Source organism: Butyrivibrio sp. AC2005 (genome assembly GCF_000424145.1).
Lineage (GTDB): Bacteria > Bacillota > Clostridia > Lachnospirales > Lachnospiraceae > Butyrivibrio.
The window spans coordinates 61,861-87,687 of the sequence record NZ_AUJI01000028.1; the positions used below are offsets into that span (position 1 = coordinate 61,861).

23 protein-coding genes are annotated in these 25,827 nt (G+C 37.5%); 6 read left to right on the plus strand and 17 right to left on the minus strand.

Features of this window, described 5'->3' with window-relative positions; genetic code table 11:
* Positions 1–91: 91 nt before the first annotated feature.
* The 9 genes from G602_RS25790 to G602_RS28775 form a co-directional block, all read right to left on the minus strand.
* A complete protein-coding gene (locus G602_RS25790; protein ID WP_049945131.1) occupies positions 92–955 on the minus strand; it encodes a GNAT family N-acetyltransferase in 864 nt (287 codons plus the stop codon).
* The gene (locus G602_RS0108165) at positions 927–2,093 is read right to left on the minus strand and encodes a macrolide family glycosyltransferase (RefSeq protein ID WP_330369092.1); all 1,167 of its coding nucleotides are present in this window, start codon (positions 2,091–2,093) and stop codon (positions 927–929) included. The genes G602_RS25790 and G602_RS0108165 overlap by 29 nt, the downstream gene beginning before the upstream one ends.
* A gap of 28 nt (positions 2,094–2,121) precedes the next feature.
* Positions 2,122–2,670 carry an NAD(P)H-dependent oxidoreductase gene (locus tag G602_RS0108170; RefSeq protein WP_242835535.1) on the minus strand — a complete coding sequence of 183 codons (549 nt, stop codon included), beginning with the start codon at positions 2,668–2,670 and terminating at the stop codon, positions 2,122–2,124.
* Positions 2,671–2,802: 132 nt separating this feature from the next.
* Positions 2,803–3,819 (minus strand): ribosome small subunit-dependent GTPase A, encoded by a 1,017-nt coding sequence (rsgA, locus tag G602_RS25795; protein WP_049945132.1) that lies wholly within the window; start codon positions 3,817–3,819, stop codon positions 2,803–2,805.
* Positions 3,820–4,179: 360 nt separating this feature from the next.
* A complete protein-coding gene (locus G602_RS0108185; RefSeq protein ID WP_026658566.1) occupies positions 4,180–4,656 on the minus strand; it encodes a GNAT family N-acetyltransferase in 477 nt (158 codons plus the stop codon).
* A gap of 376 nt (positions 4,657–5,032) precedes the next feature.
* A complete protein-coding gene (locus G602_RS32200; RefSeq protein WP_442855903.1) occupies positions 5,033–5,167 on the minus strand; it encodes a tautomerase family protein in 135 nt (44 codons plus the stop codon).
* A gap of 93 nt (positions 5,168–5,260) precedes the next feature.
* Positions 5,261–6,247, minus strand: coding sequence for a serine hydrolase domain-containing protein (locus G602_RS0108190; protein ID WP_026658568.1), 987 nt, complete (start codon positions 6,245–6,247; stop codon positions 5,261–5,263).
* A gap of 130 nt (positions 6,248–6,377) precedes the next feature.
* Positions 6,378–7,676 carry an ABC transporter substrate-binding protein gene (locus G602_RS0108195; RefSeq protein ID WP_207638170.1) on the minus strand — a complete coding sequence of 433 codons (1,299 nt, stop codon included), beginning with the start codon at positions 7,674–7,676 and terminating at the stop codon, positions 6,378–6,380.
* Between the two features lie 28 nt (positions 7,677–7,704).
* A complete protein-coding gene (locus tag G602_RS28775; protein WP_049945133.1) occupies positions 7,705–10,326 on the minus strand; it encodes an ATP-binding protein in 2,622 nt (873 codons plus the stop codon).
* A gap of 309 nt (positions 10,327–10,635) precedes the next feature.
* Between G602_RS28775 and G602_RS0108205 the strand changes: the two genes are divergently transcribed.
* The gene (locus G602_RS0108205; RefSeq protein WP_026658570.1) at positions 10,636–11,046 is read left to right on the plus strand and encodes a WapI family immunity protein; all 411 of its coding nucleotides are present in this window, start codon (positions 10,636–10,638) and stop codon (positions 11,044–11,046) included.
* A gap of 247 nt (positions 11,047–11,293) precedes the next feature.
* On the opposite strand, the gene G602_RS28780 is transcribed toward G602_RS0108205, so the two are convergent.
* Positions 11,294–11,764 carry a hypothetical protein gene (locus G602_RS28780; RefSeq protein ID WP_026658571.1) on the minus strand — a complete coding sequence of 157 codons (471 nt, stop codon included), beginning with the start codon at positions 11,762–11,764 and terminating at the stop codon, positions 11,294–11,296.
* Positions 11,765–11,944: 180 nt separating this feature from the next.
* Here G602_RS28780 and G602_RS0108215 point away from each other — a divergent pair, with 180 nt between their 5' ends.
* Positions 11,945–12,577: an Ig-like domain-containing protein gene (locus tag G602_RS0108215; protein ID WP_026658572.1), complete on the plus strand. Its 633-nt coding sequence runs from the start codon at positions 11,945–11,947 to the stop codon at positions 12,575–12,577.
* Between the two features lie 264 nt (positions 12,578–12,841).
* On the opposite strand, the gene G602_RS28785 is transcribed toward G602_RS0108215, so the two are convergent.
* Both G602_RS28785 and G602_RS0108225 read right to left on the minus strand, forming a co-directional pair.
* The gene (locus G602_RS28785; RefSeq protein ID WP_049945134.1) at positions 12,842–14,899 is read right to left on the minus strand and encodes a M56 family metallopeptidase; all 2,058 of its coding nucleotides are present in this window, start codon (positions 14,897–14,899) and stop codon (positions 12,842–12,844) included.
* An 89-nt stretch (positions 14,900–14,988) separates the two neighbouring features.
* Positions 14,989–15,345 carry a BlaI/MecI/CopY family transcriptional regulator gene (locus tag G602_RS0108225; protein ID WP_026658573.1) on the minus strand — a complete coding sequence of 119 codons (357 nt, stop codon included), beginning with the start codon at positions 15,343–15,345 and terminating at the stop codon, positions 14,989–14,991.
* Positions 15,346–15,783: 438 nt separating this feature from the next.
* Between G602_RS0108225 and G602_RS0108230 the strand changes: the two genes are divergently transcribed.
* Both G602_RS0108230 and G602_RS0108235 read left to right on the plus strand, forming a co-directional pair.
* Positions 15,784–16,200, plus strand: a complete 417-nt coding sequence (locus G602_RS0108230; protein ID WP_026658574.1) for a zinc ribbon domain-containing protein — start codon at positions 15,784–15,786, stop codon at positions 16,198–16,200.
* A gap of 26 nt (positions 16,201–16,226) precedes the next feature.
* Entirely contained in the window at positions 16,227–17,921 is a 1,695-nt protein-coding gene (locus G602_RS0108235; protein WP_044931524.1) for a MutS-related protein, read from the plus strand.
* A 10-nt stretch (positions 17,922–17,931) separates the two neighbouring features.
* Here G602_RS0108235 and G602_RS0108240 read toward each other — a convergent pair whose 3' ends face one another.
* Positions 17,932–18,633: a CocE/NonD family hydrolase gene (locus tag G602_RS0108240; RefSeq protein WP_026658577.1), complete on the minus strand. Its 702-nt coding sequence runs from the start codon at positions 18,631–18,633 to the stop codon at positions 17,932–17,934.
* 232 nt (positions 18,634–18,865) lie between these two features.
* Between G602_RS0108240 and G602_RS0108250 the strand changes: the two genes are divergently transcribed.
* Positions 18,866–19,402, plus strand: coding sequence for a TPM domain-containing protein (locus G602_RS0108250; protein WP_026658578.1), 537 nt, complete (start codon positions 18,866–18,868; stop codon positions 19,400–19,402).
* A 103-nt stretch (positions 19,403–19,505) separates the two neighbouring features.
* Positions 19,506–20,192 (plus strand): MIP/aquaporin family protein, encoded by a 687-nt coding sequence (locus G602_RS0108255; RefSeq protein WP_026658579.1) that lies wholly within the window; start codon positions 19,506–19,508, stop codon positions 20,190–20,192.
* A 53-nt stretch (positions 20,193–20,245) separates the two neighbouring features.
* Here G602_RS0108255 and G602_RS0108260 read toward each other — a convergent pair whose 3' ends face one another.
* The 4 genes from G602_RS0108260 to G602_RS30910 form a co-directional block, all read right to left on the minus strand.
* The gene (locus G602_RS0108260; RefSeq protein ID WP_026658580.1) at positions 20,246–21,499 is read right to left on the minus strand and encodes a replication initiation protein; all 1,254 of its coding nucleotides are present in this window, start codon (positions 21,497–21,499) and stop codon (positions 20,246–20,248) included.
* 1,183 nt (positions 21,500–22,682) lie between these two features.
* On the minus strand, positions 22,683–23,117 hold the full coding sequence (locus G602_RS0108265; RefSeq protein WP_026658581.1) for a hypothetical protein: 435 nt from the start codon (positions 23,115–23,117) through the stop codon (positions 22,683–22,685).
* A 13-nt stretch (positions 23,118–23,130) separates the two neighbouring features.
* Positions 23,131–23,925, minus strand: coding sequence for a ParA family protein (locus tag G602_RS0108270; RefSeq protein ID WP_026658582.1), 795 nt, complete (start codon positions 23,923–23,925; stop codon positions 23,131–23,133).
* Between the two features lie 1,669 nt (positions 23,926–25,594).
* Positions 25,595–25,827 (minus strand): hypothetical protein (locus G602_RS30910; RefSeq protein ID WP_026658583.1); only part of this gene is annotated, 233 nt, incomplete at its 5' end.

Sequence of the window (25,827 nt, forward strand, 5' to 3'; positions counted from 1 at the left end):
TTAGCCATGTACATTACCTCCAAAAAAAGGCAGCCGTTCCAACGGTCAGTAATTGTTTTAAATACGAAAAAGTAAATAATAATACAGACAATTATGCATGTGTTATAGCTTGTAGCATGTATTCTTCATTACGGTTTTCCTCGAAGAACTTTCCTTTAACAAAAAATGTTGTATCCTCCTCATGGAGTTCGCTTTTCTCAAAGCCGCTGACATCCTTCGGTGTAAAACAAAGAACGACCTTTTTCACCTGAGATCCAAAGGAAGTAATAACCTCATCAACCGATCCTTCGCCAATAATTGTATGAAGAATCAGCGTACCATCCTCTATTTCAGCAACTGCATAGCTGTTACAGTCCTCAATATAGAACAGGTTCTCTGTCATAAACTGCGATAAATAGAACATATATAATCCGGTATTTCCGACCATATACATCTGAGCATTCTGACTTTTGGTGTCAAGAAGCAGGGCAGCCTTATCAAAATCATCCCTCCCGTTTAGAGGCACCATCTTTGCTTTATTTTCTCCTGTTATACTTACTTCTTTTGTATACTGATATTCCTTTGCCTCTTTAAAGCCAAATCTGGGATAAAACTCAAGAACAGAGTCATTGGCAAAAAGATAAATTCCATCTACCTTTCCTTCATAATCCTTCATAACCTGTTCCATCAGCATTCTTGCATAGCCTTTTCCCCTGTGATCAGGATCTGTCATAACTGTGCCTATCTGAATCAGCTTTATGGTTTTGTCCTTATAATTCATATTGCAGGCATTTACCGAGACATTGGATATAACCTCGCCATCTGACACAATAGAATACGGAATATAATTATCCTTCCAAAATCCATTTTGATACCAGTTTTCAAAGTTAAGTCCAAAATTCTTTTCAGCAAGTCTATTGAACGATGCTCTAAGAGCATCATTATCTCTATAATTTTTTTCTATATATGCTTTCAATAAAATCAACTGCCTCCTTTATACCACCGCTTTTTTTAAAGCTTTCCGATATCTTTTCAGCGCCCTCCCTGAAGCCTTTCTCTTCAATAACCCGTGTAACTGCCATTAGTACATCATCTTCTCCTATTGAGGCAAGCCTAAGTCCGGCACCAAGTTCTTCTGCCCGCCGTGCCACTGCATCCTGCTCAGGTGTCTGAGGGAACAGAATGAGCGGAACTCCAAAATACAAACCTTCAGAAGCAGAATTCATTCCACAGTGCGTAATGAACGCATCAGCAATCGAAAGCACAGCCATCTGATCAACACTTTCATAAACCTCAATATTATCCGGCAAATAATCAAAATGATCCTTATTCGTTCCCATCGACATAATGACCTGATAGTCCGTATTGCCCAAAACATTGATACAGTTATGATAAAAATCTCTGTTCTGGTTAACCGTACCCATAGAAATGTAAACTGTCTTTTTTGCTTTCTTTTCAAAAGCATCCGTAATTGGACGAATCGACGGACCTATGAAATGATACTTATCGGAAAACGTATCCGAACATGGCTGAAAAAACCTGGAAGTATACACCACTGTATTTGTATTATTATCATTCTGTACAATATCCAGGAGCCCCTTTACCGGATAGCCTTTTTCCTGAAGTCGTTTTATCTGTTTATTAACCTTGGGCATAGAGAACAGCATTTTCAGTGTTTCTCCAATGCCGTGTTTCATATATCTGGATGAATACCTGTTAAACGCGAAAGTTGTCGTTGATGAAACAAAAGGAATCCCATGCTTCATCGCAGCCAGCTTACCCCAATACGCAATGGAATCAGCGACAATAACATCCGGCTGCAATTCATTGATTTTTCCGGTAACCATCTCGTCCAATGCAAGCGTAGATGATACAAGAAGTTCAACCGCAAATGCCTGATCTTTCCCGACTCGATCAGCATTTTCTTTATCTTCCATTTCGAAGTCATAACCATCACAGGGAATAAAAAGCGCTCCTGCAGCCTCTATCTTTTCTCTGAACATCTCAAAAGAAAAATAATAAATTCTATGCCCTGCTTCAGTCAGCGCCTTGACAAGACCAAGTGTAGGATTGGTATGTCCATGGGCAGGAATGCAAAACCACGCTATTTTCATAATTCCACATTGTCCTCCTTCACTTCCTTCATACAGTAATAATCACCTCATTCAAAAGCGCTTCTTCATCTGCTCCTATGATGTCGAGTCCGGTTGTCTTGATTAGTTCTACATTTTTTATTCCGTAGAAATTCTGAGCAAGGGTTTTTATATAGCCAAATCCATAGTCCGTCGGTACATAGTTGCCCCCTGCTGTCATAACATAATAAAGCTTGTTTGCTTTACACAGGCCCCTTGGAAATCCCTCCGGTGTATACTCGAAAGTAACTCCCAGCACGTTTATAACTTCAATATACTGTTTTAGCATAGCCGGAAAAGACAAATCCCAGTAAGGCGCTGCTATCACGATTGTATCTGCCTCTGCAAACTGCCTGGCCAAAGCAAACATGTCATCGTCAAAAGCGCCTTTAGAAATAAGGTGATCTCTCTTTTTCAGATAAGTCTCATTCGTTACACCAAAGGAAATATCTTCAAGAGCGACACGAACAACCTCTTCATTAAGCTTTTTCAAAAGAGCTTCTGCAAGCCTCTTTGTCCTCGAATTCTCTCTAACACAAGCATCAATAAATAAAATCATATTATTCAGCATTCTCCTTTCAACCAACCGACAGATTTTTTCAAAGCCTCAATATTTTCTTCCACCGTGCGATTCTCTATGAGTGTTTGCATACCAAAGTGTATCATGTTCGTCCCCCGCTGTATTTTTTAACTACTTCATATTGTATCTCATTTTCTTTGCTGCTTTAGCCCATTTTGATATTTCTTTTTTCTTGGCGTAATTCCTTGTATTCTCAGCGCTTAAAGATTTATACAGCGTATATCTTTCGAGTGACAATTCTCCGTTTTCTATCGCTGCTTTTATGGCGCAGCCGGGCTCTGTATCATGCTTACAATCACTGAATTTACAACATTTCTCTAATTCAAGGATATCCGAAAAGGTATCATCAATTCCCTGCTCTGTGCCGGCCATTCCAATTTCTCTCATGCCCGGAGTATCAATTACAGATACACCGTTAGCGAGCTCTATCAATTGTCTGTGTGTAGTGGTATGTCTACCTGTAGAATCTGATTCCCTGACTTCAGAAGTTCTCATTATTTCTTCACCCGCAAAGGCATTTAGTAGTGTTGACTTGCCTGCACCGGAGGATCCCATGAGACATATAGTCACACCGGGCTTCATATATTCCTGTAACTCATCTACTCCTATCCCATACAGTGCTGAAATTGCATGAACTCTGACTTTGTCAGATATACTCTCAACTTCCCTTACATATCTGCCATAATTACTGCATAGATCTGACTTGGTCAAAACCACCACCGGAATTGAATTTCCCTGAAGAACAACACTCACATATCTGGCGATTCTGTTGTAACTGTAGTCTTCATTGAGAGATGTCACAATAAAAGTATAGTCTACATTAGCCACCATATATTGCATAACTCCTGTTTTTGCCTGATCGGGTCTCTGCAAAAAGCTTGATCTCTCGCAGACAGAAATAATCATTGAATCTCCCTGGCTGTTATATAAAAAGTTGACGTAATCTCCTACAACAGGTAATTTGTCTGCCTCCTCTTCGTAGAAGCTTCCTTTTAGTCTCGCAGGTAGCTCCTGCTCAAAAAACTTTATGGTATAGCTGTTCTTACTGATCTCAGATATTCTTCCACGTTTTAATTCAGTATTATAGTTATCTTCCTTTTTTTCTTTTCTGATAGTTATGTTACTCAATTTTTCGTCTCCTTATTTTTCATTCATAAATTCACTCAAATAGTACTAATATGGAGACCCTCGTAGCGTAATTCTGCCCGAAAAAGGCAAAAGAAAACCGTGACAAATATGCCACGGTCTGTAAGCAATTAATTACCCTGTATAAAATCAAAGGGCGCAAACCGAGGTCTTCATACTATATTCTGTTATAATGGTCATTTTCTTTACACTCATCACGAATACCTCGCTTTCTTTAATATTTTAGAACAAAAATATTGTATCAATATTCAGTACTAATTTCAACAGTTTTTCATGCATAGATTGTAATCTGACTTCCTTGATAATGGTACCTACGGAAAGTAGAGTTCATCTATTTCTTCTTCATATATCCATTTCAAGTTCCAGGCAATCCCATGTTTCGCCATTTATCTCATAAGTATCAGTTTTCGGAAGATCTACAAATCCAACTGATCTGTAACAATAATAAGCAGGTTCGTTATTCTTAAACACACCAAGGGATGCCTTCCCCGCACCATAGATTTCTTTGGCAAATACTAAGCCCAGCTGAAGCATCTTTTTACCGTAGCCTTTGCCTCTGATAGCAGGGTTTACAATTACAAATCCAAATCTCAATTCATCATGGGACTTAGTAGGCCTTCTCATTGTGAAGAAGCCGACTATCTCATCATCATCTACTGCTGTAAACGCCATCAGGTTGCTTACTTCATTAAACTGTTCAACTGTAAGCGGAAATTTCCCAAGCACTCCCGCAGTCCATTTGTAAAATGCAGTCTCTTCGTTTGTCCAGCTTAAAATTGTCTCTGCATCATTTTTATTATATGGTCTAAGCCTTAGCATAGGGTTACCCTCCTTTATGCCTGTGTTCCTTAATGCTAATTCTCTGATTAATTTTCCTCTCGTTCCTAACGCCGATTATAACACAAGCCCAACTACAATGACCGCCACCACACTCATGTATGAAAAAGTCATCTCCTCTTCCTGCCCTTATTTCAAGTAATACTCTTTGCGGCAGTCTATTTTAACCACAATTATCTAACTCAATATCTGTTTTAAGATTTTGTAGCAGTTACTTTATATATCGAATGACTAACGCTTTTTCCTTTTCTCCTATTTGTAGCAGAGGTTTTAATCTATATCCCACTGCCGCATATTTTTCTTTTCTTATATGTGTCAGAAGATATGCTCTAAAATCAACTGCTGCAATCAGCTAATTTCACATTTTTAGAAGACTTTCTTTGTTATACATAGACTTCCCTGCCATTCCCCACTTTTCCAAGGGTGGTTCATTCATAATAATAAAAATATCCGAAGGATCAACAGATAAATGCCGTAAATTGTTGTATTCTATCTCATTACCATGTTATTTCATAAAAAGAAAAACAGATCTAAACGCACATATTTAGGTCTGTTTTACACTTATTTTTTCATGAACTCAAAAACCTCAAACAGTCGGTAACACCTTTTGTTCTATGAATTCCACCCTGTCGAAGATCCTTGGTTTAAATGTACCCGTCATTCCCACGGATACGTTTTCTTCTTTGTTTACATAGATGATATTTCCGCTGTCACCAATCGCAGCATAAACCTCTCTGTCATCATAAGGCTTGTACCATAAGTAGCCGTAATTCATAAAACCAAATCGCTCCCCCAACTTAATATGGGGTGACAGCATGTCGTTCAGGTACTCTTCGGAAATTATTCTATTCCCGTTATACAAGCCTCCATCAAGAACAAGTTCACCAATCACTGCCATATCCTTTGCAGACATACATAATCCCCATCCCGCAGTAACGCTGCCCTGAGGGTCGCTGTACCATTCATATTTTCTGGGATTCTTATTCATGAAAAAATCAAACTGGTCTTCCTTGGAACTGTCTCCGTGTGGTATTCGCTTCGGAAGTCCTAGGGGAAGGAAAAGATTCTTATTGGCAAAGTCTATGCATTTCTCGCCCGACGCTCTTTCAATTATTCCCGCCAGAATCTGAATGCCAAGGGTAGCATACCTGAACTCACCGGTAATTCCCTTACGTCCTCCAAGATAATCTAGTATCGCAAGAGTAAAGTCCTGCGAAGTGCAAACCTTTTTCCAGGGTTCTGACTTTCCTTTATACGGAGCTGTCATTGTAAGCAAATGCCTTATTGTAACATCATAGATAGTTTTCTCTCCGCGCTTTACTGTGTAATCCGGGAAATATTCCATCACCTTCTGATCCAGATTTCTGATGTGTCCCTTGTCCAACGCAATGCCTGCAAGCATCCCCATCACACCTTTAGTCACAGAGTTTACATTCATCGCATCTAAAGTCTTAAACCCGTGCCAGCAATCATCATAGGCTAAATCACCTTCTTTAATCGCGTATATCTGACAGATGTTGCTCTCATTTCCGGTGCTCTCCGAAATGTATTTGTGAAGTTGTTCTTTATTCACTATAAAAGCCTCCTCTTAGAAAGATTTGGACGTCCTAAGAAAAGGCTAATATGATTAAAAATTGTTTTCAAGAAAAATCTTCTTCAGTATTACACTTTCCAAATAAGAAACTTTTTTCTTTCCATCAACACTATTCCTCCGGAATACTTCCGTAGGCAGCTATAGCCTCATCCACTGTCATTTCTCCATTGCCAACAGCATATATAGCAGCCCTGAATTGTCTGACCGCCGGATCCAGAAGCCCGGTTTCCTTGTCACTAAAACACCTGTCAGCCGGTATATCTGCAAGCGACGAATAAAGTTCGTCAGTTGAAAAATCATCTATAGGTGTGATCAGACGCTTTAATTCTGCCATGTTTCCAAGCTCTTTCTTACTGATAAGAAACCGCATGAATTCATTAGCCATATCGAGATTTCTGCTTTTCTTGTTAACGGAAAAACAAATACTGATAGAATTGATGAAATAACCGCCATCATCACCTGCAGGCGCAACATAGAATCTGTATTTAAACGGATGTGCGGAAAAAGCATCCGACTTACTCTCTCTCTTAGCGGTTCCAGAAACCACATCACCTGTAGCAAGCATTATCGGTACATCACCTTCAAAAAATCTCATGATTACCGAGTCATATTCGTCTGTAATCTCCGCCTGGCATTTTGCCACATCTATACAATCTGAGGTGACAAACTCATTAAGTCTCGCCAGCGCAGGACGCATCAGCTCTCCGGATGACGGATCCAGATTATTGAGTCCATCAACCTTATCGCTGTTTTTTAAAACATCATATGCAAACATCGGATAGGCAAAACAGTTAAACAGCCCCGATCCACTGAACACATCTGGTCCCATCACAGGAGATTCATATCCTGCATCTTTGAGCTTTGCACAGACATCCATAAGCTCATTAAAATTATTCGGAACCTTTAATCCTTCTTTTTCAAAGATATCCATATTGACAAGCATGCCATAAGAGGTGGTGAAAATCGGGAGCATAACAACATCCCCCGAATCCGTAGTCCTTATAAGCGAATTCCTGATGCATGAATAATCGATTGCGACAGAAGAATCGGAAAAAACCTCACAGGCTTCAAACATGGCATCATACTTTTCATCACCGATCATCGATCCGTTAGTAGTAAAAATATCCGGTGGCTCGCTGCTCACAAGAGCGCTGGGGATGACGTTCTTATAATCATCCATTGTTACATACTGCAGATTTGCATTCGGATAGTATTCATAAAAGCGCTCAAACTCTGCTTCAAGCGACTCAAAGTTACCATAGCTGCCTGCAACCGTTAACGAAAATTCAGTATCCTTGTCATACTTCGGGACAAAAGAAACATCCTCTTTCTTTTGGCTGCCACAGCCCTGCAAGAGAAGTATACCAACCATACTAAGTGATAATATCATTCTCAGGGTCTTTTTCATAAGCGTCACCTCATCCTCTTTATCCTGTTTACTCCAGGTCATTTAGTGGTTCAAGATCTCTCGCCAGCTGCCTGTACCTGGAAAGAAATCCGTCAAGTTCTTTCTCCAGCATTTCCGAATCGCCGTTGTTTCCGGCCTTCTCAAGTTTTTCAGCAAAATCTCCCAGCTCCATTGCACCTATCAAGCGTGAAGCACTTTTAAGCCCATGCACCTTTATGGTTGTGTTCTTAATATCCTTTTCAGCCCAGTAGTTCTCTATTTCTTCAGCTTTCTTTGTAGCACTGCTCATGTACAACGTCAGAGCCATAATATAATCCTCGGCATCGCCACAATAATCAATGCCTGAGGCTAAATCGAGTTCCTTAAGATTGTACAAAAAGGCCGGAAGTCCATTATCGTCAGTATCCACATTTTCAGTTTCGGGAAGCTCATTGTCATCAGTATCCCCGTTATCAGATTCGGTATTTACCTTATCCCCGGGAAGATATTGTAATAGCATCATCTCCAACCTTTCTGCATCAATTGGCTTGGTGAGATAGTCATCAAATCCGGCATTTGTGTACATCTCGCGCATACCCGATATCGCATTGGCGGTAAGACAGATTACAGGCGTACCTGTATTGGGAGTCTCCGTCAGCGCCTTCATCTCCGTGAGAGTTTCTATACCATCTTTGTCGGGCATCATATGATCCAGGAAAATAGCATCATAATGCTTTTTGGTAAAAAGCGATATGCATTCATCACCACTTTCTGCTGTATCAATCTGGAGGCCGGTCTTCTTTAACAGATTTACAAATACCGTAAGATTAACAGGCGTATCATCAACTACAAGCACTCTTGCATCAGGTGCTGTGAATTTCTCATGGTAGTTTGTCCTCTCACTGGATGCACGTCTGAAAGCCTCCTCGAAATCTCCAAGGGGATCCCATTTAACAACTTTCTGCTCAAGTTCGAAGGAAAAAACCGAGCCCTTACCATATTCGCTCTCCACCTCAAGATGACTACCCATCATATCAAGAAATCTCTGGACAATAGTCATTCCAAGGCCTGTACCTTCAATGTTTCTGTTCCTTTTTTCTTCAATACGCTGAAAAGCAACAAACAGTTTGTCAAGATCTTCCGGTTTTATGCCTATACCGGTGTCTGCAACACTGATTTTAAGTATGATTGAATCCGGTTTATCCTCAGGCTTGCGAGCATTTATGGAAAAGGTTATGGATCCCTGTTTGGTGTACTTTACTGCATTAGAGAGAATATTAATTACGACCTGCTTGATTCTGATCTCGTCTCCGTTAAGGACAGTGGGAATGTTCTTGTCTATGTTTAGTTTTAAGGCAAGCCCCTTGTCCTCCGCTTTCTTTTGCACCATGTTTACAAGATCGTTAAGAAGGGAGACAAAATAGTAATCAACGTTTATTATTTCCATTTTACCCGCTTCTATTTTTGAGAAATCCAGAATATCATTGATGATGCCAAGAAGCGTATTTCCTGCGGTTCTTATACTTTCTGAATACCTTCTGATATTCTCATCCCGGGAATCCCTAAGTACCATCTCGTTTAACCCCAGTATCGCATTCATCGGAGTACGGATGTCATGGGACATAGTAGATAGAAAGTTGGATTTGGCCTCATTAGCCTGATTAGCCTGCTTTGCAGCCTCTGAAAGCTTGCGGTTGTAAGTCATCATGACAATCGAATTGAATATAAAAAGAATTAAAAAGCCAAGGGTAGCTATGCCAAGTAGCAGCCAGTCTATTGACCTGCTCGCCACCAGATTGCTCGCAGGAATATAAGCCAGTAAAGACCATGTCGTCATAATCTCAAGAGGTGTATAAGATAAAATACAGTCCTCTCCCTTATAGTTCCTGATCGTCATGGTACCTGTTCCGCCGGCTATCTCATTGATTACTTGCTTATATTCCTCTGACGTAGCAGCATTATATGACTTATAATACTCAAAGAAATTGCTGTTCTTAAAGGATTTGCCATGGACAACATAATTACCTTCCTTGTCCACAAGGCTTATCTCAACATCCTCATACTCACCTTTGAGAAAAACAAGCTTTTGCTCAAGACGACTCAAAGGCACAACTCGCATCAGAAGACCTTTTTTCAATTCATTATTTTCGTTGTCAAGAACAGTCACATTATTTAAAAACGCGATAGACTGCACTCCGTTCATAGGGTTTGTGTAGGCTCTTGTGAGGCCAACAACATCATTTGTATCCCGCTCAGTTTCGATATTGTCAAAGATTTCAATTTTCTTGTAGGAAACAGTATAGACATTGGGATCAGCTACATTAGGCGTCGTCGAAATACCTTCCCGTTCAGGACTATCCAAAAAGATTAAATGCCCCTCAATCTCCGAAGAGATTTTTGACTTCCTGATATAGGATATAGCGTCCTCTGCTGTCATCGGGGCACCATCTTCCGCTGAACGATTGATATAGTTCGCCCATAAATCACAAAGATGCTGTTCATCCTCAAGGTAATTGGCGATGATCTGACTGGTAGTCATGGTCATCTTTTCAAAGGCGATGATCGCATTTTCGTTGCTCTCTTCTGCCTTGGTATTCGCATACCTTATGATAAATAGCATGATAAAACCCATTATTAAAAGATTTATTGTTATTATCAGCCCTCTTTTCAAACTCTGCCCTCCGGCTTCCCTCAAAAGAAAATGGAACGGTGTTAGTCGCATAATACCGCTAATTTTATTATTACAAAAATTAATAAAATTTATCTTAAGCCTGGATAAAATTATTCTAATTTGAGAAAAGTCATGATGTTCTTTCCTTCATTTGCGGGATCAAACACCTCCCCTTACCCGGGAAAAGGTTTTAGATGACCAGAAAACTCCTTTTGGTCCATTAGAGACGGGATGGTATAATTATAGAGCTATGATTGAATTGAAGGGAACACTAATATTGATGAATATCCTAAGGAGGCAAGAGCAAAGATGAGCACCCCCGGTACTGCAAGATTGGAATATGGCGATGACTCTTTTGAAATCAGATGCTTTTCCCACAGCGAAGAAGATGAGAAATCCGGCAATCCCTATAACTGCTCTTTTTATATGAGTGTTAATTCCGGAGAGTTTTCAGGCAAAAGCCCCTGCTGTGAATGCGATTATACGGATATAAAAGAACTAATTACACAGCTTGAGGATCTTATCGACTTTAAAGCAGATGAAGCTGTTTTCCGGGAATTATCCTACGATTCAATTATACGCTTTGTCGGAGACGGATGTGGGCACATCACAGTGTCGGGTACTATTTACGGAGATGCAAAAATCCAATCCCTGTGTTTCGAATTCATGACTGATCAGACGGTATATCCTTCGTTCATAGACGAACTTAAGAGACTATGAATTCATCTATTTGCTATTTTTTTATATTCTCACTTAGCCAGGATTTCTATAAAAATTATAAATAATTTTATCCTCAAAAATGTCAGTATAATCTTCACAAAAGAATGTACACTGCCCAAATAATGCTAATGCTGATGGACATGATCAAAGAGAAGTAATTGGCTGTTTCCAGCTATTACTTCTCTTTTTTTCATGGACTGATTATTTCACAGCCCCTTCTTTTGTATTTGATATTACATGTGTGTGATCATTCAAACTCAGTAAGATCAAAATCTTCTCCGTCCATCTCACCCTCTTCCATGTAGGGGACACCATCTCTTATTCCAAATTTTACGGTCACATCATAATCATGATAGATACCCTCATAATCATAATCTACGTAATCTGCTGCATTTATGTACTTCTCAAGTTCTTCAGCAGCTTTTACAACCTGCGGATCATCTGAATCACCACCAATTGCAGGTCCTGTCGGTCCATGATAAGCAGTAAGCTGATAGGTATTGCCCTCTTCATCCGTGCCGAGAATAAAATAGTCATACGCGTTTTCAAGATCATCAGTAGTGTAAAGCGGCTCCCCAAACAGATACTGAAGACGTCCGTAAGTCAGCACCATTGAATTTGGATCCGCAAGGAAATTCCCTATATGGCGGATCTGACTACCGGCATCCCATTCTTTTACCCTTTCGTCATCTTTTACAGATTCAAACTTGATTTTCATACCTTCTTTCCTCCTTGAAAATAGTTCCCCCTCTATCGTCAATATACACCAACATTATAACATTTTTTCAAACCTTGTTGGACAATTGTTGGACATAGCGTTTTACAATGCATTCAGAAGGTATAAATAAGCATATATTTATTGAAGATATGTTATTAGTTTCGAAAGGAGATATTATTTATGAGGAAGAATGTTAGTTTAAAGAGAGTTATGGCATCAGCAATGGCAGTCGTTATGGCTGCAGCACTTTGCGTAACAGCTGCACCTACATGTCACGTAGAGGCTGCTACAAAGAAGGTAACAGTTAAACTCAAGCAGAACGGCGGCGATAAAGACGTAAAGATGGATAAAGGAGCCAAGCTCCAGATTAAAGCAAAGAAGGGTGGCAAAACACTCGGTAAGAAGAGCTTAAAGTATTCGTCATCAGATAAAAAAATTGCTACAGTAAACTCCAAGGGTGTGATTACAGCAAAGAAGAACGGCGAGGTTGATATCGACATCGAAGAGAAGAACGGTGACTATAGCGCAACAATTACTGTAACTGTAGGTAATAAAAACAGTGGTAAAAAGTCAGACAGTATCTGGCTCGATGCACCTTCAATCACACTCAAGGTTGGTCAAACCTTCCAGGCACATGTACACAGCAAGCCCGAGGGAAGTGCTAAGGCTGACAATGTTTCCTGGTCAAGTGACAACAGCGAAATCGCTACCGTATCCGGTGGCAAGATTACAGGCGTTGCAGAAGGTAACACAGTAATCTACGCAACAAAGGATGGTAAGACAGCAGCTATGCAAGTAATCGTAACGAAATAAGATATAGTAAAAAATAAAGGGGCTGTCGCATTAGATGAATTCTTAGTGCGACAGCCCCTTTTTTTAGTTAATAGGTGCGGTACATTATCAATCCAAATCTGTCACATACTCAGGTGTCTCGTTCCATGTACCATCACCGTTTAATGTAAGATGCAAAAGAACATATCCAAAAGTATCTGCGTGTCCCTGCCTTGTATCAGCAGGAAGTGCGATCTCTTTTCCGTCCGCTCCATAGACATGTGGCTCATAACCGCCGTCCCCGCCCTAATATCCAAGGTCGATTACTTTTATCTTTTCCTTCTTTCCGTCGCCGTTTAAGTCAGCTTCTTCAGAATATCCATCAGTCATGGATTTGTGTTCATGAGCATTCTCAAAGTAATCCTCACCATCTGAAAATGGAAGATTTATAAACTTCTCTCCGGAACCCTTTATGTAGTTAGGAAGCTCTGTCGAATTCACATTACCATTTGAGTTGCTATGTACTCTATCGTCATTCTCTATAATATAAGAAACCTCTTCATCATCAGAATCCCAACCAGCTGACTCATCAGAATCACACTGCACAGGTACATAGATTCCATCGCTTCCCCATGGCTGAATCATAAGCATATTGACTGCTACATTATCATCGATGAAGAATATCGAAACAAGCTTGCCATCTTCTGTATCTTCACCGGCACTAACAACAACCTTTGACTCATCCTCAGAAAGGTTAAGAAGATATCTTGCTGCGGAAACCGGATCAAAAAGTTTTGCGTAAAGACCATTTGTATCCTCTTTTGCATTTTGGTTTAGATCCTCACCAAGACCGTTCTTGGAATAATCCATCTCGTCAATGTTAATGCCACTATAATAGGCATCCATAAAATCATCATAGTTTTCAATGTCAGTCATCTCTTTGAATTCTTCAGAGGTGATTTTTAAATCTCCGTTTTCATCAGCTTCTATGCCAAGGTATTCCTTCCACAGATACAGATGAGGCTCCGAATCTGTTGCGCGATAAATAATCTCAATACCCTTATTACCTATCCCCCCATAGAGTACAGAATAGCTGACAGATCCGCTTATATCTCCTGTAAGCATTCCCGGCCAGGGACTTGACCATCCAAAGGAGTCGCCGTCCTCATCCCTCATAAGCAGCTGCTCTTCGATGAGAGTCTGCTGAACTTCTTTAGTGCATGCGTTCACAATGCCTTCCGCATTCCTGTCCATAAAATCCTCGCACCACTGTCTTACAAGGCCGTCTCTCGTCTGCTTAATATTTAAAACATTTGAATCGTTTGCATCTTCTGCAACACTTGTAAAGAAACAGGTTGAAAGTCCGGCACATACTAACACCAGCATCACGATAAGCCAGAAGGTAGGCTTTTTATAATTGAAGATTTGCTTAACTCTTGTTCCTACTCCCACTTCACCAAAAGCAAGCGGATACGCCAGAACAAATCTCCTATGGGTACTGCAAAGAAGTAGCGACGTTGCATAGGATTTTTTCTCATCCAATGACATGTTACTTATGACCTTTTCGTCACAGGAAAGCTCAATGTCCTTACAGAAAAGTGCGTAGGAAATCCACACAAGAGGATTAAACCAGTGAATAGCAAGCAGTAAAAATCCAAACTGTTTTCTTACGTGATCACACCTCGATATATGAGCCTTTTCATGTGCAAGTACGTTTCTTACTGTCTCATCATTAAGCCCTGAGGGCAGGTATATCACAGGTCTAAAAACTCCAAGAATAAATGGCGTGTCAATCTCGTCACAGACAAATGCATTATCACTGCCTTTCATCCTGATGGAAACCCGTGTCTTCTTTTTTATGGATAGGTAGCTGAGAAGTGCATATCCAAGAACGATGAGTCCTCCAAACATCCAGATCATCTGAAGTCTAATAAATAGGTCTTTTCTTAATGTCATATTGTCATGGCTGGCAGTATCAACCGTCGTAATTTCTTCACTTGGAAGGTACTCTATTTCTTCATCAGCAGTTTCAGGTATGATAGCTTCATTTTCATCTATTCCTGCCATCCACCCCGACTGTAATGAGGAAGACGGCTGATAATCATGCAGGACAACCTCTGTCACCTGACTGCCATTACCACTTCCATAAATATATTCCTCGATCATGCCACCGATGTTGGGAAGAAGTCCAAAATCAGCCTCTATTTGAAAAGGCATAATCAGGCGTAGCGCAACTATTGCCCACAGCACCCCCATGAACCACTTAGGCGCTTTCTTAAGTGGTATTCTAAGAAGTATTACTGCAACCATCAGAAAAGTTGCAGCCACATTCATTTCAATCACTTTTATAAAAATCGTCCCCATACTTTTTCCCTCCGGCTGTCTTTATTAAGTGCTGCTCTACTATGACTATCCTCACCCCAAGCACCTAATATTCCTATAATGTTAAAACTTTATTCTTTTGCGTTATCAATTATCTTCTTTATCTCTGCAAGTTCCTTCTTCGAAAGCTTCTGGCGTGATGTGAACGCTGCAAGAAAAGCAGGCAGCGAACCACCAAAGGTCTCCTCCACAAACTCCTCACTTTTCCTCGTATAAAACTCTGCCTCGGAAATCATTGATGTGACAACGCCATCCACATTTTGAAACAAACCCTTCTCGCAGAGCTTTTTAAGAACTGTATAGGTGGTAGATTTTTTCCACCCGAACTCGTCTGCACAGAGCTTTACCAGTTCGCCTGACCCAACAGGCTCCTTCTCCCAGATAAGCTTTGCAAACTGCATCTGAACATCCCCTAACTCAACAGCCATGGCCACCTCCCATTTGGACTATCCACTATAGACTACACTTTAAGTCTATGACAGATAGACCATTGTGTCAATGTATTTTTATTTGACATTACAACGTTATTTTCTCTTAAATGAAAAAAGCCCCTTAAATTATACAGAGCGAAGGGTCTTTAGATAATTTAGGATATAAATAAAAAAAGACCGTATTTTGACGTTTAAGACGCTCATTTCGCACAGGTGGAAATATATACGAAAAAATATTTAAAGCAGCTTATACGGGAAAATATGATCATATTGTGCATTGCCTCACTACTCAAGGATTGACGACGGTATACAACTAGCAGAAAATCCTCCTTCTACTGATAAAATATAAGAATTTTGCAAACTAACCACAGTGCAAACAACTAATTTTGTGCTATGATATCTACTCAGAAGAATCACTATGAGGAGAAAAAAACAATGAAAAAAGTTTACAAGTCAATTCTGATGCTCTTATTTGTACTGATCATATCAGTAGGTCTAAAATGTTCATTAAAGGCAAAGGCATTTAATAACGCTGAATCGTCCAATATATACACGATCAGTAATGAAGAATCATCTCTTGATAGTTATGAACCCGATGATCCAGTTGAAAAATTCTATTATACTTTGGGCTACATATCAGTACCTATCGCAATAATTGTGCTGATCATCATAGCTATAATCACTTCATTAAAGAAAAAGAAGAAGCCTTATCCACAGCAGTATATGAACCCTTACGGGCAACCATTGAATTCAGCAGCATCCCAAGCCGGACAGAAAAATTTCTGTACCAAATGTGGATCCAAAATTGTGAAAGGTGCAGTCTTCTGCGTGAATTGTGGAACAAAAATTTAAATCAGATCATCACTGAGGAGGCATCTATGCCAAACAAAATCAGTCTGTTATTCCCAAATCAATCTGTAAAATTTTCATCACTTCCTGATACCATCATTCACGATATAGGTATGGATAATATCATCAGTAAATTATCAGGCCAGCAAAACGAACAGACCTATATCAAAAATGTAATGAAGACAGTGACGGCTGATTCAGAAACTGCCATGTACCGCGCAGATATTTTTGATGATTTGATGAAAAATAAAAAGATGCGGGACAATATCATGGTTCTGCTGGACAGAATCAATTTTCTAAAAGAATACGGCAGTTATAAGCACGACCATGACCACGATCCCGGTGTTTGGGATCTTCTCCACAGACTTGATGAAATACACGATTATATCGACAGCATAGAAGCCCTCTATAACTGTCTTAATGATGCTGACCTAGGTTCAAAGGGACTCACATCTCTCAAAGAATATGTTTCAGATTTGTATAACGACAACTGTTTTGGAGAATTACAGAAAGATATAAGTGAACTTAAAGCAGATACCGGTAATCTCAAAAGCGTGACCGTAGGAATCAATCTAAACGAGCGCTTTGAAGCAAGTGGCATCGGCATAGTTTCAATAAACAGCAAGCCCTTTACAAAATCTAATATCCTGAGCCATTTTTCAGATAAAATCACCAAAAACGGGGGTATTAAGGATACTACTGAGTGGTCCGGAGACTATCACTTTGAGGAATTTTCAGCAAAAAATCCGATTGCATCGAATAACACTCCGGTCATTCCTATGTTTAGTCCCCTCGCTTTCATGAGCCTTAAAGCTGTTTCCGAAGCTGACGAGACTACCCGTAGCATCACTAACTACATGGATGATATTACCGACAAAATGCTAAAAAGTACTGTCCGCCATCTCCGCGATGTACTTAGCAAATACACAATGCTTACGATTACTGACATCACTGATCTTATGCCTGAGTTTATCTATTACATAAGGTGGGTTGAATATATAGAAAAGCTTACAGCGGAAGGATATATCTTTTGCAAACCTGTAGTAAACAAAACTCCGGAGCTTTCTCAAAGAATGGACGCTAATGACGTCTATAACATGAAGCTTATCGGAAGTCTGCCCATGTCAGATATTGTAGTTAATAACCTGATATTCGATAGCGAGCATAGCCTGTACATACTAACCGGTGCCAACCGTGGCGGTAAAACCACAATCACCCAGACTATAGGTCAGCTCTTTTTCATGGCACAGGGTGGCATATATGTCACAGGAAGCAGTTTTACATATGAGCCTGTGGATTCCATATTTACGCATTTTCCCGCGGATGAGGATAAGACCATGGATCTTGGAAGGCTGGGAGAAGAATGTAAAAGATTTAAGGAAATATATGGAGATGCAACAAAAAGCAGCCTTCTGCTCCTGAATGAAACCTTCTCTACCACATCGTTTGAAGAAGGCTATTTCATAGCAAAAGACTGCGTTAAGGCAATTCTGAAAAAAGGAATCAGAACAATCTACAACACACACATGCACAAGCTGGCTTATGATATCGATGCCATCAATGATACTTCGGATTCACATAAAGCAGCTTCTCTGATTGTCTGCTCTGAAGGAGGCAACCGTTCTTATGAAGTTAAGATAGCTCCTCCTGAAGGAAACTCCTATGCAAACGATATTGCTCAGAAATACGGCGTTACGCTTGAGCAGTTAACCTCGAATGAGTAATCATTGCTTCTTATTTATTCATGTCGGGAAATACAACGCACGATCCGTTTTCTGCCCCGGTATATATTTTCTGCTTTGCCTTTTTAGTTTTCTCCTGCACAGACCATATGCCGGGATAGTTTGAATGCACACTATACTGCGGAAAGTCTGATGAGCTTATATCAAGCCTTATCTTACTTCCCTTTTTAAAGCACCAATCAATATCCCAGGTTTTTAATTCGATCATTACTTTTTCTCCGGGAATATAGGTAACTCTTCGAGGAGTTCCGTTTCGATAGGCAAGGGTAGTAATGGTACCTCTTACGTTATACGCCTTGCCGTCTTCATATACTTCACTAATCTTTACAGAAAAAGCGGTATCTTCTGCATCAGACGAAACACAAAGTTTCACGCATATCTTTCCGCATATATGCATATCTTTGTCCAAAGGGGCAGAAATAAAAGAAACAACATCCGACCTGTAATCTGCCTCAGGCTGAAGATGAGAACCATTTTCCGTCATAGAATGAAATGTTGATTCCGCTCCTTTTGAGAAAAGCGGATCATCAGGATCATATATAAATTCTGATTTTCCCTCGTTCTTAGGAAGTTCCCATGATAAACACTTTTTTCCATCGCTGTTAAGATACAAGATTGTTCCGCTTATTTCTTCTTTAGGAAAATCATTAAGTATATCCCATTTATCCTCTCCTATTCTGTATAGCTTTATCATACCCTCAGGTTTCGCATCTCCCCTTTTTCATATGTGCCATATATTCTTCAATAAGCTTTTGTATATCTGTTTTTTCATTACCCATGTAGAAGTCCTCCTCTCTATGTTATGATTCACATAATCAGAAAAAGAACAATTTAATTTACCTTTTATCAATCCTTAAGCATAGTTTTATCATTATTTATTATAATAGAGAAAACCTGATATTTCTTGTATTTTGAGGTGACTGCTTATGAAAAAACAAATTAAATATCTAATATTATTATTCTGTTCTATTGTTCTTATAACAAACGCACACTGTTTTAATCAAATTTCTGCATATGCCAAAGCAAATTCAGATGTATCCTCTACTTATCAGATTAAGGATATATCCTCCCTAAATACCAGTAACGAACAGGCTTATGTCATAGATAATTCAGCCTTCCTCACTACGGAGCAGGTAAAGGAACTATCTGACAAATTGATATATGAAAACAATAAGAACAACTTTGATATAGTAATCCTTACTGTGAATACTATTGGTGACAAGGATCTTACCACTTTTTCCGAAAACTTTTATGACTCTAACGGATATCGTCCTGATGGTATCCTACTGGTAATAGATACAGAAAACCATGCCTGGCACGTTACCACTACGGGAAGCGCTATCAAATTGTTTCCTTCCCGCCAAATAGATGACATGATGAAGGATGTCGTTGCAGAACTATCTGCAGATAATAACTATGCTGCTTTCTGCACTTTCATAGAGAAAATACTAACAGATCTATGAATGGCTATATCATTTGCAACTACAAATGATATAATATTGTAGAAACGTATAGTAATCATCGTTATTTAGAAATGCGATGTTTTTCTGCATAGGAGGGTCGGGTATGAAAAAATATATTGCAGAATGTATTGGAACCTGTGTGCTTGTTGTTCTTGGTTGTGGTACAGCCATGCTTGTTGGGTGTGATGCAGCAAATGGCAGTGGTTATCTGCTGACTGCTCTCGCATTTGGCCTTACAATTGTTGGAATGGCATATTGTGTGGGGAATATTTCAGGCTGTCACATCAATCCCGCTGTATCCTTAGGTGTTCTCATGAGAGGTGGGATTGAAATTAGCGATTTCATCGGTTATGTAGTATCACAGTGCATCGGTGCTCTTATTGGATCAGGAATACTTGCTCTTATCTTTGGCACAGGCGGAGTAACAGATCAGACCGGCGGCTTTGGTTCAAATGGACTTGCAGGTGTTGGAGGCAGCGTTATTGCAGGACTTATCGTTGAAATAGTCCTTACTTTTGTCTTCGTTCTCACAATACTTGGTGTGACCTCTGAAAAAGCTGACCATGGCTCTTTTGGCGGACTTATAATTGGTTTTACACTTACTCTCGTGCACATCCTTGGTATTGGGCTTACAGGCACATCTGTAAATCCAGCAAGAAGCTTTGGTCCTGCTGTAATAGCTGCAATCACCGGAAACACCGCTCCTATTGCATCACTGTGGGTGTTCATTGTAGGACCTCTTGTTGGTGCAGCACTTGCAGCGATTGTTTATAACTATCTTGAGGATTAAATTTATCATATTATATGAAAAGGCGAACCCTTTCGGGTTCGCCTTTATGTTTTTCAGTTATCAACAAGCTGAGCTTCTATATCATCATAGGTGTACTCATTTTGTTTGAAATTACTAAAAGTATTCTTCTTCTGTCTCACTACAGGCTCTTCATATCCATCCTTTATGGCTTTAATCATAAACCCAGTAATATTCTCAACTCTTCCGGGGGATAAGCATAATACTTTATAAGCCTTTTCCACCTTGGAAATATCATATTCCGCAGCTTCTGATATAGCACGGAGGTCTTTTACTTTAAGCTTCTCGTCAATGATTTCATTTACCTGATCTATGAAGTCTTCCTTTTCTTCAGGCGTTAATACCCTAATCTGTACCTTTTCAGCAGCCTTTACTTTCGTAGTCTTCTTGTCATAGATCATGAATCTGATCGAATTGGTTTTTCCACCTGTTCCTGTTCTGATAGGTTCATATTCGAACCTGATGCTTGTGGTTTCATCAAGTTCCTTCTTTGCCTTATCCAGGGTATTTTTCCTGAAAGTCGTGAAATTACTGTATTTTGCCTTTCCCGTCTTTCCTGTACCCTTTGCTTTTTTCTTTTCAGCTGTCTCCTGGGCTAACTGTTCAATATATCCGAAATCAACATTCGATTTTTTTAAGGCGTTTACAATCTCTCTGTTCTCCGTAGGATCTATTATTCCAAGTCTTAATTTCAGATCTGTAAGGTTCATCACCAGTATATACGGTTCTGAATTATCCAGGTTTTCTCCTCTTTTATGAGCAACATAGCTCTGTTTGTCAAATTCTGACTTTAATATCTCGTACATTCTGTAGCTATAGATACTTTTAAGCGGAATAGTCTCCTCCAGAGAGAACATTGTATAATTCTCTTTCAACTGATAGAGCTGATCCGTTATCTTGTTATTGTATCGCATCTCAAGAATTCCATCCTTGAATTTACAATCCGTAACAACATTTAACGCTTCCAGTTCCTGTGTACTGTCATTCGTATAGATGATTCTCCAGTCAAGAAGTGATGCCTTCTCTTTTTCCGGCTCCACAAGTGCCTTTATATGGTCATAAAAAGATCCACTCTTATTTGAGAAAATCCTTCTAAGATCACTGCCATATAACGTTGCTACCAGCTGTCCGGTCATATTGTCCAGCTGCGCCTGCTGTATTCCAACTGAAAAAATCTTCTGAGCCAGAAGAGACGTAGTACCTTTAGCATTTATAAGGGCATTCGATTTTGAATAATGCCTGCCCTTAAGGATACTAAGATCATAAGACGATTCTTTTTTCTTAGTCATATATCCCCCAAATTCAAATAATGATACAAACTTTTTTCACTAAATACATTATATGGGCACAATAATAGATATGTCAACCAAATTACACCATATCTTGTCCCCATCAACATCAGAACTTGAATAAATATTATCACATCTTAACCCTTTTTTCATTAGTTCTTTTCCCCGTGAACGTTAGAACTTCCACCCTCGCATACTATACATGCACTATTTGGCCGTATTTGTTATTGACTTATTCAGTCATACTAACCTGGTCAATATTACTTGTATTCCCTTTTACGTCAGAACTTCTTTTTTATCATTCCCAAATACATCAGATCTTCCCTTTTTATATTCCCAAAAACATCAGATCTTCTGTTTTAGGTTCCCTTTTTCATCAGAACTTTATATATGACCATTCCCAATTACGTCAGAACTTCTTTTGCCATATTTTTTATATCAATAACTTGTCATCAATATCTTGTATTAAAAAAAAGATGAGCAACAAATTGTCACTCATCTACTATCTTTTAGATGTTTTATCATACTTTATAGTATAATCATTCCCTTTTACATTAGAACTTTCTTCCCTATTCCCTTTTACATCAGAAAGCTATATTTTTTTGTTCCCATTTACATCAGAACTTCATGTCTTTTACCTATTTTCCTGGGTATTTTACTTACTTAAGAATGGCCATTTTATGCCATTTCCCGGATTTAAATTCCCATTTACGTCAGAACTTCATTTCAGGTTCCCATTTACATCAGGACTTTTACCCTCAAAACAATAATTTCCTTCTTTATCAGCCTATAAAAACCGGCCTTATAGAGTATTATTTCGCTTATTCCCATTTACATCAGAACTTCAATTTGCCATTCCTTTTTTACTCATGTCATTTTCCCTTTTACGTCAGAACTTCCTCCATCCGCATCAGGTCTTCATTCCCTTTTTCATCAGCAAAAACATTCCCTTTTTCATCAGATTTTATTCCCTATAACATCAGGGTTTAGCCCCATTTCCGTCAGAAGTTCTTCCCCATTTCATCAAATCTTTTACATAAGAATGGCTTATTCATGCGTTTATTTAACTCTATAATATAAATTAAAAGAAATGTTGTTAATAAACACTAAAAGATAACACAACCTCCTGTGATGAAAAAAAGAGCCCAAAGTGAGCTCTTTTGATAAAATCAGGTTTTAGAAATTAGTCCTCAGCATATATTTTAGATTTAACTGTTTCATAATAGTCAAAATTTTCCTGATAATCCTTTTTAAGAAGATTAACAAGATAATCAAGCTTATTTTTACCTGATGCAGATGATGCTACTTCAAGCATCTGCTTTTCTTCAGCAGTAAGCTTGATATTAAATATAGTTCTTTCTTCGAGGGTTTTTCTGGGTCTTCCAACTTTCTTCTTAACAACAGTGGTTACTACAGTATTTACAGGTTCTGGTGCGATAATAGTCTGAGGAACAGGTTCTGGCTGTTCTACAGGCTGAGGAACGACTTCCTCAACAGATTGTTCTTCCGCTTGAGTACTTTCTACAGCATTTTCATATAACTGCTCTACTATATCATCTGTTGAAGTCTTATTTCGTGAATTGTATTTATCTTTGAATTTATTTGGTCTGGGTGCCATGTTATATCCTCCTTCACTCTTCGATTCTGCTAATGATTTCATCTACAATATTTCTGTAATCAATTGCTGCTGTAGATGATTTTTTGTAAGTCTGTACCGGTTGATGCATCATTTTTGCCTCATCTACTGCTGCTGTTTCCCTAACACTCATTACAAATGGGATTTTCTCTGTCTTTATTTCATCAGGAATATCATTTTCAACCTTTTCATTTATGATATCCAGTACGGTATTACCAATGTTTGTCTGCCTGAATCTTGTAATGATAACGCCCATGATTTTTGAATCTGCAAGTTTTCTTTTGCCCGGTTTATGGTATTTCATCATATCTGTTACGATGGCATCTATTCCATCAAGACTGTCTTCGCCTGAATCAGCACACATAATGAAGTAATCTGCAGCTATGTAACTCATATTGAGTAATCTGTTACGAGCAGGTGCATTATCAATAAGGATATAGTCATAATCATCAGATAATGCATCAATAAGATCTGCAAGAAGGTATGCATCATCAATATCTTCGAATTCCTTATCGGCCTTAGACATTGATGAAGATCCGGCTATAAGATCATAACCTGCAGGTACTTTTTGGATAGCTGCGTTTATATCAGGATCATCATCAGAAAATAAATCATATATTGTGGGCAAGGATTTGTCTGCCTCTGCGTTTTTTGTAAGATTACATTGCTGATCAAGATCAATTGCAAGTACCTTCTTTTCCAGTTTTGTAAGTATTGAAGCAATTTCTATTGTGGAGGTAGTCTTACCTACTCCCCCTTTCTGGTTTGCAAGTGCTATAGTTACTGACATTTTTAAAAATCCTTTCGTAAATAATATAAATTTAAAATGGTTTTTATATAAATAAAATCATTTTTAAATTTATAAAATTATTTTATGTATTTTATATATGAAAAACCTAAAAACATTATAATACAGGCTATTACTGGTGTAAAGGAAAAAGGAATATAAAATATACAATAAATTATAAATAATAAAATATATTATAAATATAATAATATATTGAGAATAATTAATAAATAATAAATATATATAATTAAATGAAATATAAAAAATAAATAAAATACATGAAATATATAATACATAAAAAAATATAATAAATTGCAATTCGTTTTATAAATTATTTAAATCTAAAAAATATATATATTAAACAGCTACATATACTATTTGTAAAAAAATAAATACTGGCAATTTAAATATATTAAATATATAAATATATATAAATTCAGGCTTGAAAAAATCTTCAGAAAAATTTCAAAAAATCTACTATATAAAAAACATATACAAAATTAATTTGTATATATGAAATATATTTTAAATTATTAAATTTATGAAATTAGTAAGAGTTATATATATTTAATAAATAAAGTAAATATAAAATATAATATAGTTACAAAAAAATATTTATAAAATATAAATATATTGTAAAGGTAAAATATTTAAAATTACCAATTTGAATATAATATATATTTAATATATTATATATTTATTATATATACTATAAAATATATAATAAATATATTGAATATATGGAATATAATGTATATATAGAATATATGAAAATGAATAGAATATATTATAATAATTAAATATAATAAATATATTATAAATATAAGCTATAATAAAAATAACACATATATGAAATATATTATAAATAATATAAATTATAAATAAATAATATTTTGTAATACATATATTATTAGGTATGTCTAAATATATGAAATATATAAAATATAAAAAATATATTATAAATAATATATTATAAATAATATATAGCATAAAACATACATTATTGTTTAATAAAGAATATATATTTTATATATGTAAAATATTAGACCCATGCCGGCTGTATAAAATAATACCAATATAAATAATTTAAATATATAAAATATACATAATACGTAAATGAAAAAAATCTAGATTTCTTGGTAAAATAAAGCATTTATTCAAGGAATCATATAGTAAAAAATGAATTTAATGTATATTTTAAATATATATTATTTGTTGTCGATGATAATAGTTATTATAAATTATAAATATATATAATAGTGAAGAAAAATATAAAATTTAAATTTATGTTATTTTTTTGCATGATTTTTAGAATATAATATATATATTAATTTTACTATAATTAATATATATATTATATGTAATAAATTTACTATTTATATTAAATATACTATATATGCTATATACTTTTTGCTTAATGCATATTTTATATATGCTATATATTTAATATATATGAAAAATGTGTCCGCTAATGAATTATGTTTGATAAATATTAATTATTTTGTATATTTATAATTTATATAAATTAGACTACAATCATATATTTATATAATTTTAAATTTATGTTTTTAAAATATTCAAGATGTATACTAGCGTAAGTTTACAAGTTATAAAAGGCTAATGCCTCGAAACGCAGTAATCATCTGCGTTTCAGGCAAGTCAAGCCGTATACCTAACTATAGTATTTTTGCTGAAGTCCGTAGACCTCTTCGATCCGTGATGCCAGTTCATCACCTTCGATGAACGCCTCTATCTTCTTGGGCTTTGCTATATCACCATAGAAGGTGGTGACCCTGTTGATCGCATTCATAGACTCAAGGCACTGATCTATGCTGCAGTCAATGCCTTTTTGATGAAGTTCCTTGCGAAGCAGGGTACATAATCTATAGGCAAGCACACAGATAA

What these genes read in the sequence shown, in the direction of transcription:
- G602_RS0108165 (WP_330369092.1), bottom strand. Translation starts at nt 2,093, where the DNA reads ATGAAAATAGCGTGGTTTTGCATTCCTGCCCATGGACATACCAATCCT.
- G602_RS0108170 (WP_242835535.1), bottom strand. Translation starts at nt 2,670, where the DNA reads ATGATTTTATTTATTGATGCTTGTGTTAGAGAGAATTCGAGGACAAAG.
- G602_RS0108185 (WP_026658566.1), bottom strand. Translation starts at nt 4,656, where the DNA reads ATGCTAAGGCTTAGACCATATAATAAAAATGATGCAGAGACAATTTTA.
- G602_RS0108195 (WP_207638170.1), bottom strand. Translation starts at nt 7,676, where the DNA reads ATGAAAAAGACCCTGAGAATGATATTATCACTTAGTATGGTTGGTATA.
- G602_RS0108205 (WP_026658570.1), top strand. Translation starts at nt 10,636, where the DNA reads ATGAGCACCCCCGGTACTGCAAGATTGGAATATGGCGATGACTCTTTT.
- G602_RS28780 (WP_026658571.1), bottom strand. Translation starts at nt 11,764, where the DNA reads ATGAAAATCAAGTTTGAATCTGTAAAAGATGACGAAAGGGTAAAAGAA.
- G602_RS0108215 (WP_026658572.1), top strand. Translation starts at nt 11,945, where the DNA reads ATGAGGAAGAATGTTAGTTTAAAGAGAGTTATGGCATCAGCAATGGCA.
- G602_RS28785 (WP_049945134.1), bottom strand. Translation starts at nt 14,899, where the DNA reads ATGGGGACGATTTTTATAAAAGTGATTGAAATGAATGTGGCTGCAACT.
- G602_RS0108225 (WP_026658573.1), bottom strand. Translation starts at nt 15,345, where the DNA reads ATGGCTGTTGAGTTAGGGGATGTTCAGATGCAGTTTGCAAAGCTTATC.
- G602_RS0108230 (WP_026658574.1), top strand. Translation starts at nt 15,784, where the DNA reads ATGAAAAAAGTTTACAAGTCAATTCTGATGCTCTTATTTGTACTGATC.
- G602_RS0108235 (WP_044931524.1), top strand. Translation starts at nt 16,227, where the DNA reads ATGCCAAACAAAATCAGTCTGTTATTCCCAAATCAATCTGTAAAATTT.
- G602_RS0108240 (WP_026658577.1), bottom strand. Translation starts at nt 18,633, where the DNA reads ATGATAAAGCTATACAGAATAGGAGAGGATAAATGGGATATACTTAAT.
- G602_RS0108250 (WP_026658578.1), top strand. Translation starts at nt 18,866, where the DNA reads ATGAAAAAACAAATTAAATATCTAATATTATTATTCTGTTCTATTGTT.
- G602_RS0108255 (WP_026658579.1), top strand. Translation starts at nt 19,506, where the DNA reads ATGAAAAAATATATTGCAGAATGTATTGGAACCTGTGTGCTTGTTGTT.
- G602_RS0108260 (WP_026658580.1), bottom strand. Translation starts at nt 21,499, where the DNA reads ATGACTAAGAAAAAAGAATCGTCTTATGATCTTAGTATCCTTAAGGGC.
- G602_RS0108265 (WP_026658581.1), bottom strand. Translation starts at nt 23,117, where the DNA reads ATGGCACCCAGACCAAATAAATTCAAAGATAAATACAATTCACGAAAT.
- G602_RS0108270 (WP_026658582.1), bottom strand. Translation starts at nt 23,925, where the DNA reads ATGTCAGTAACTATAGCACTTGCAAACCAGAAAGGGGGAGTAGGTAAG.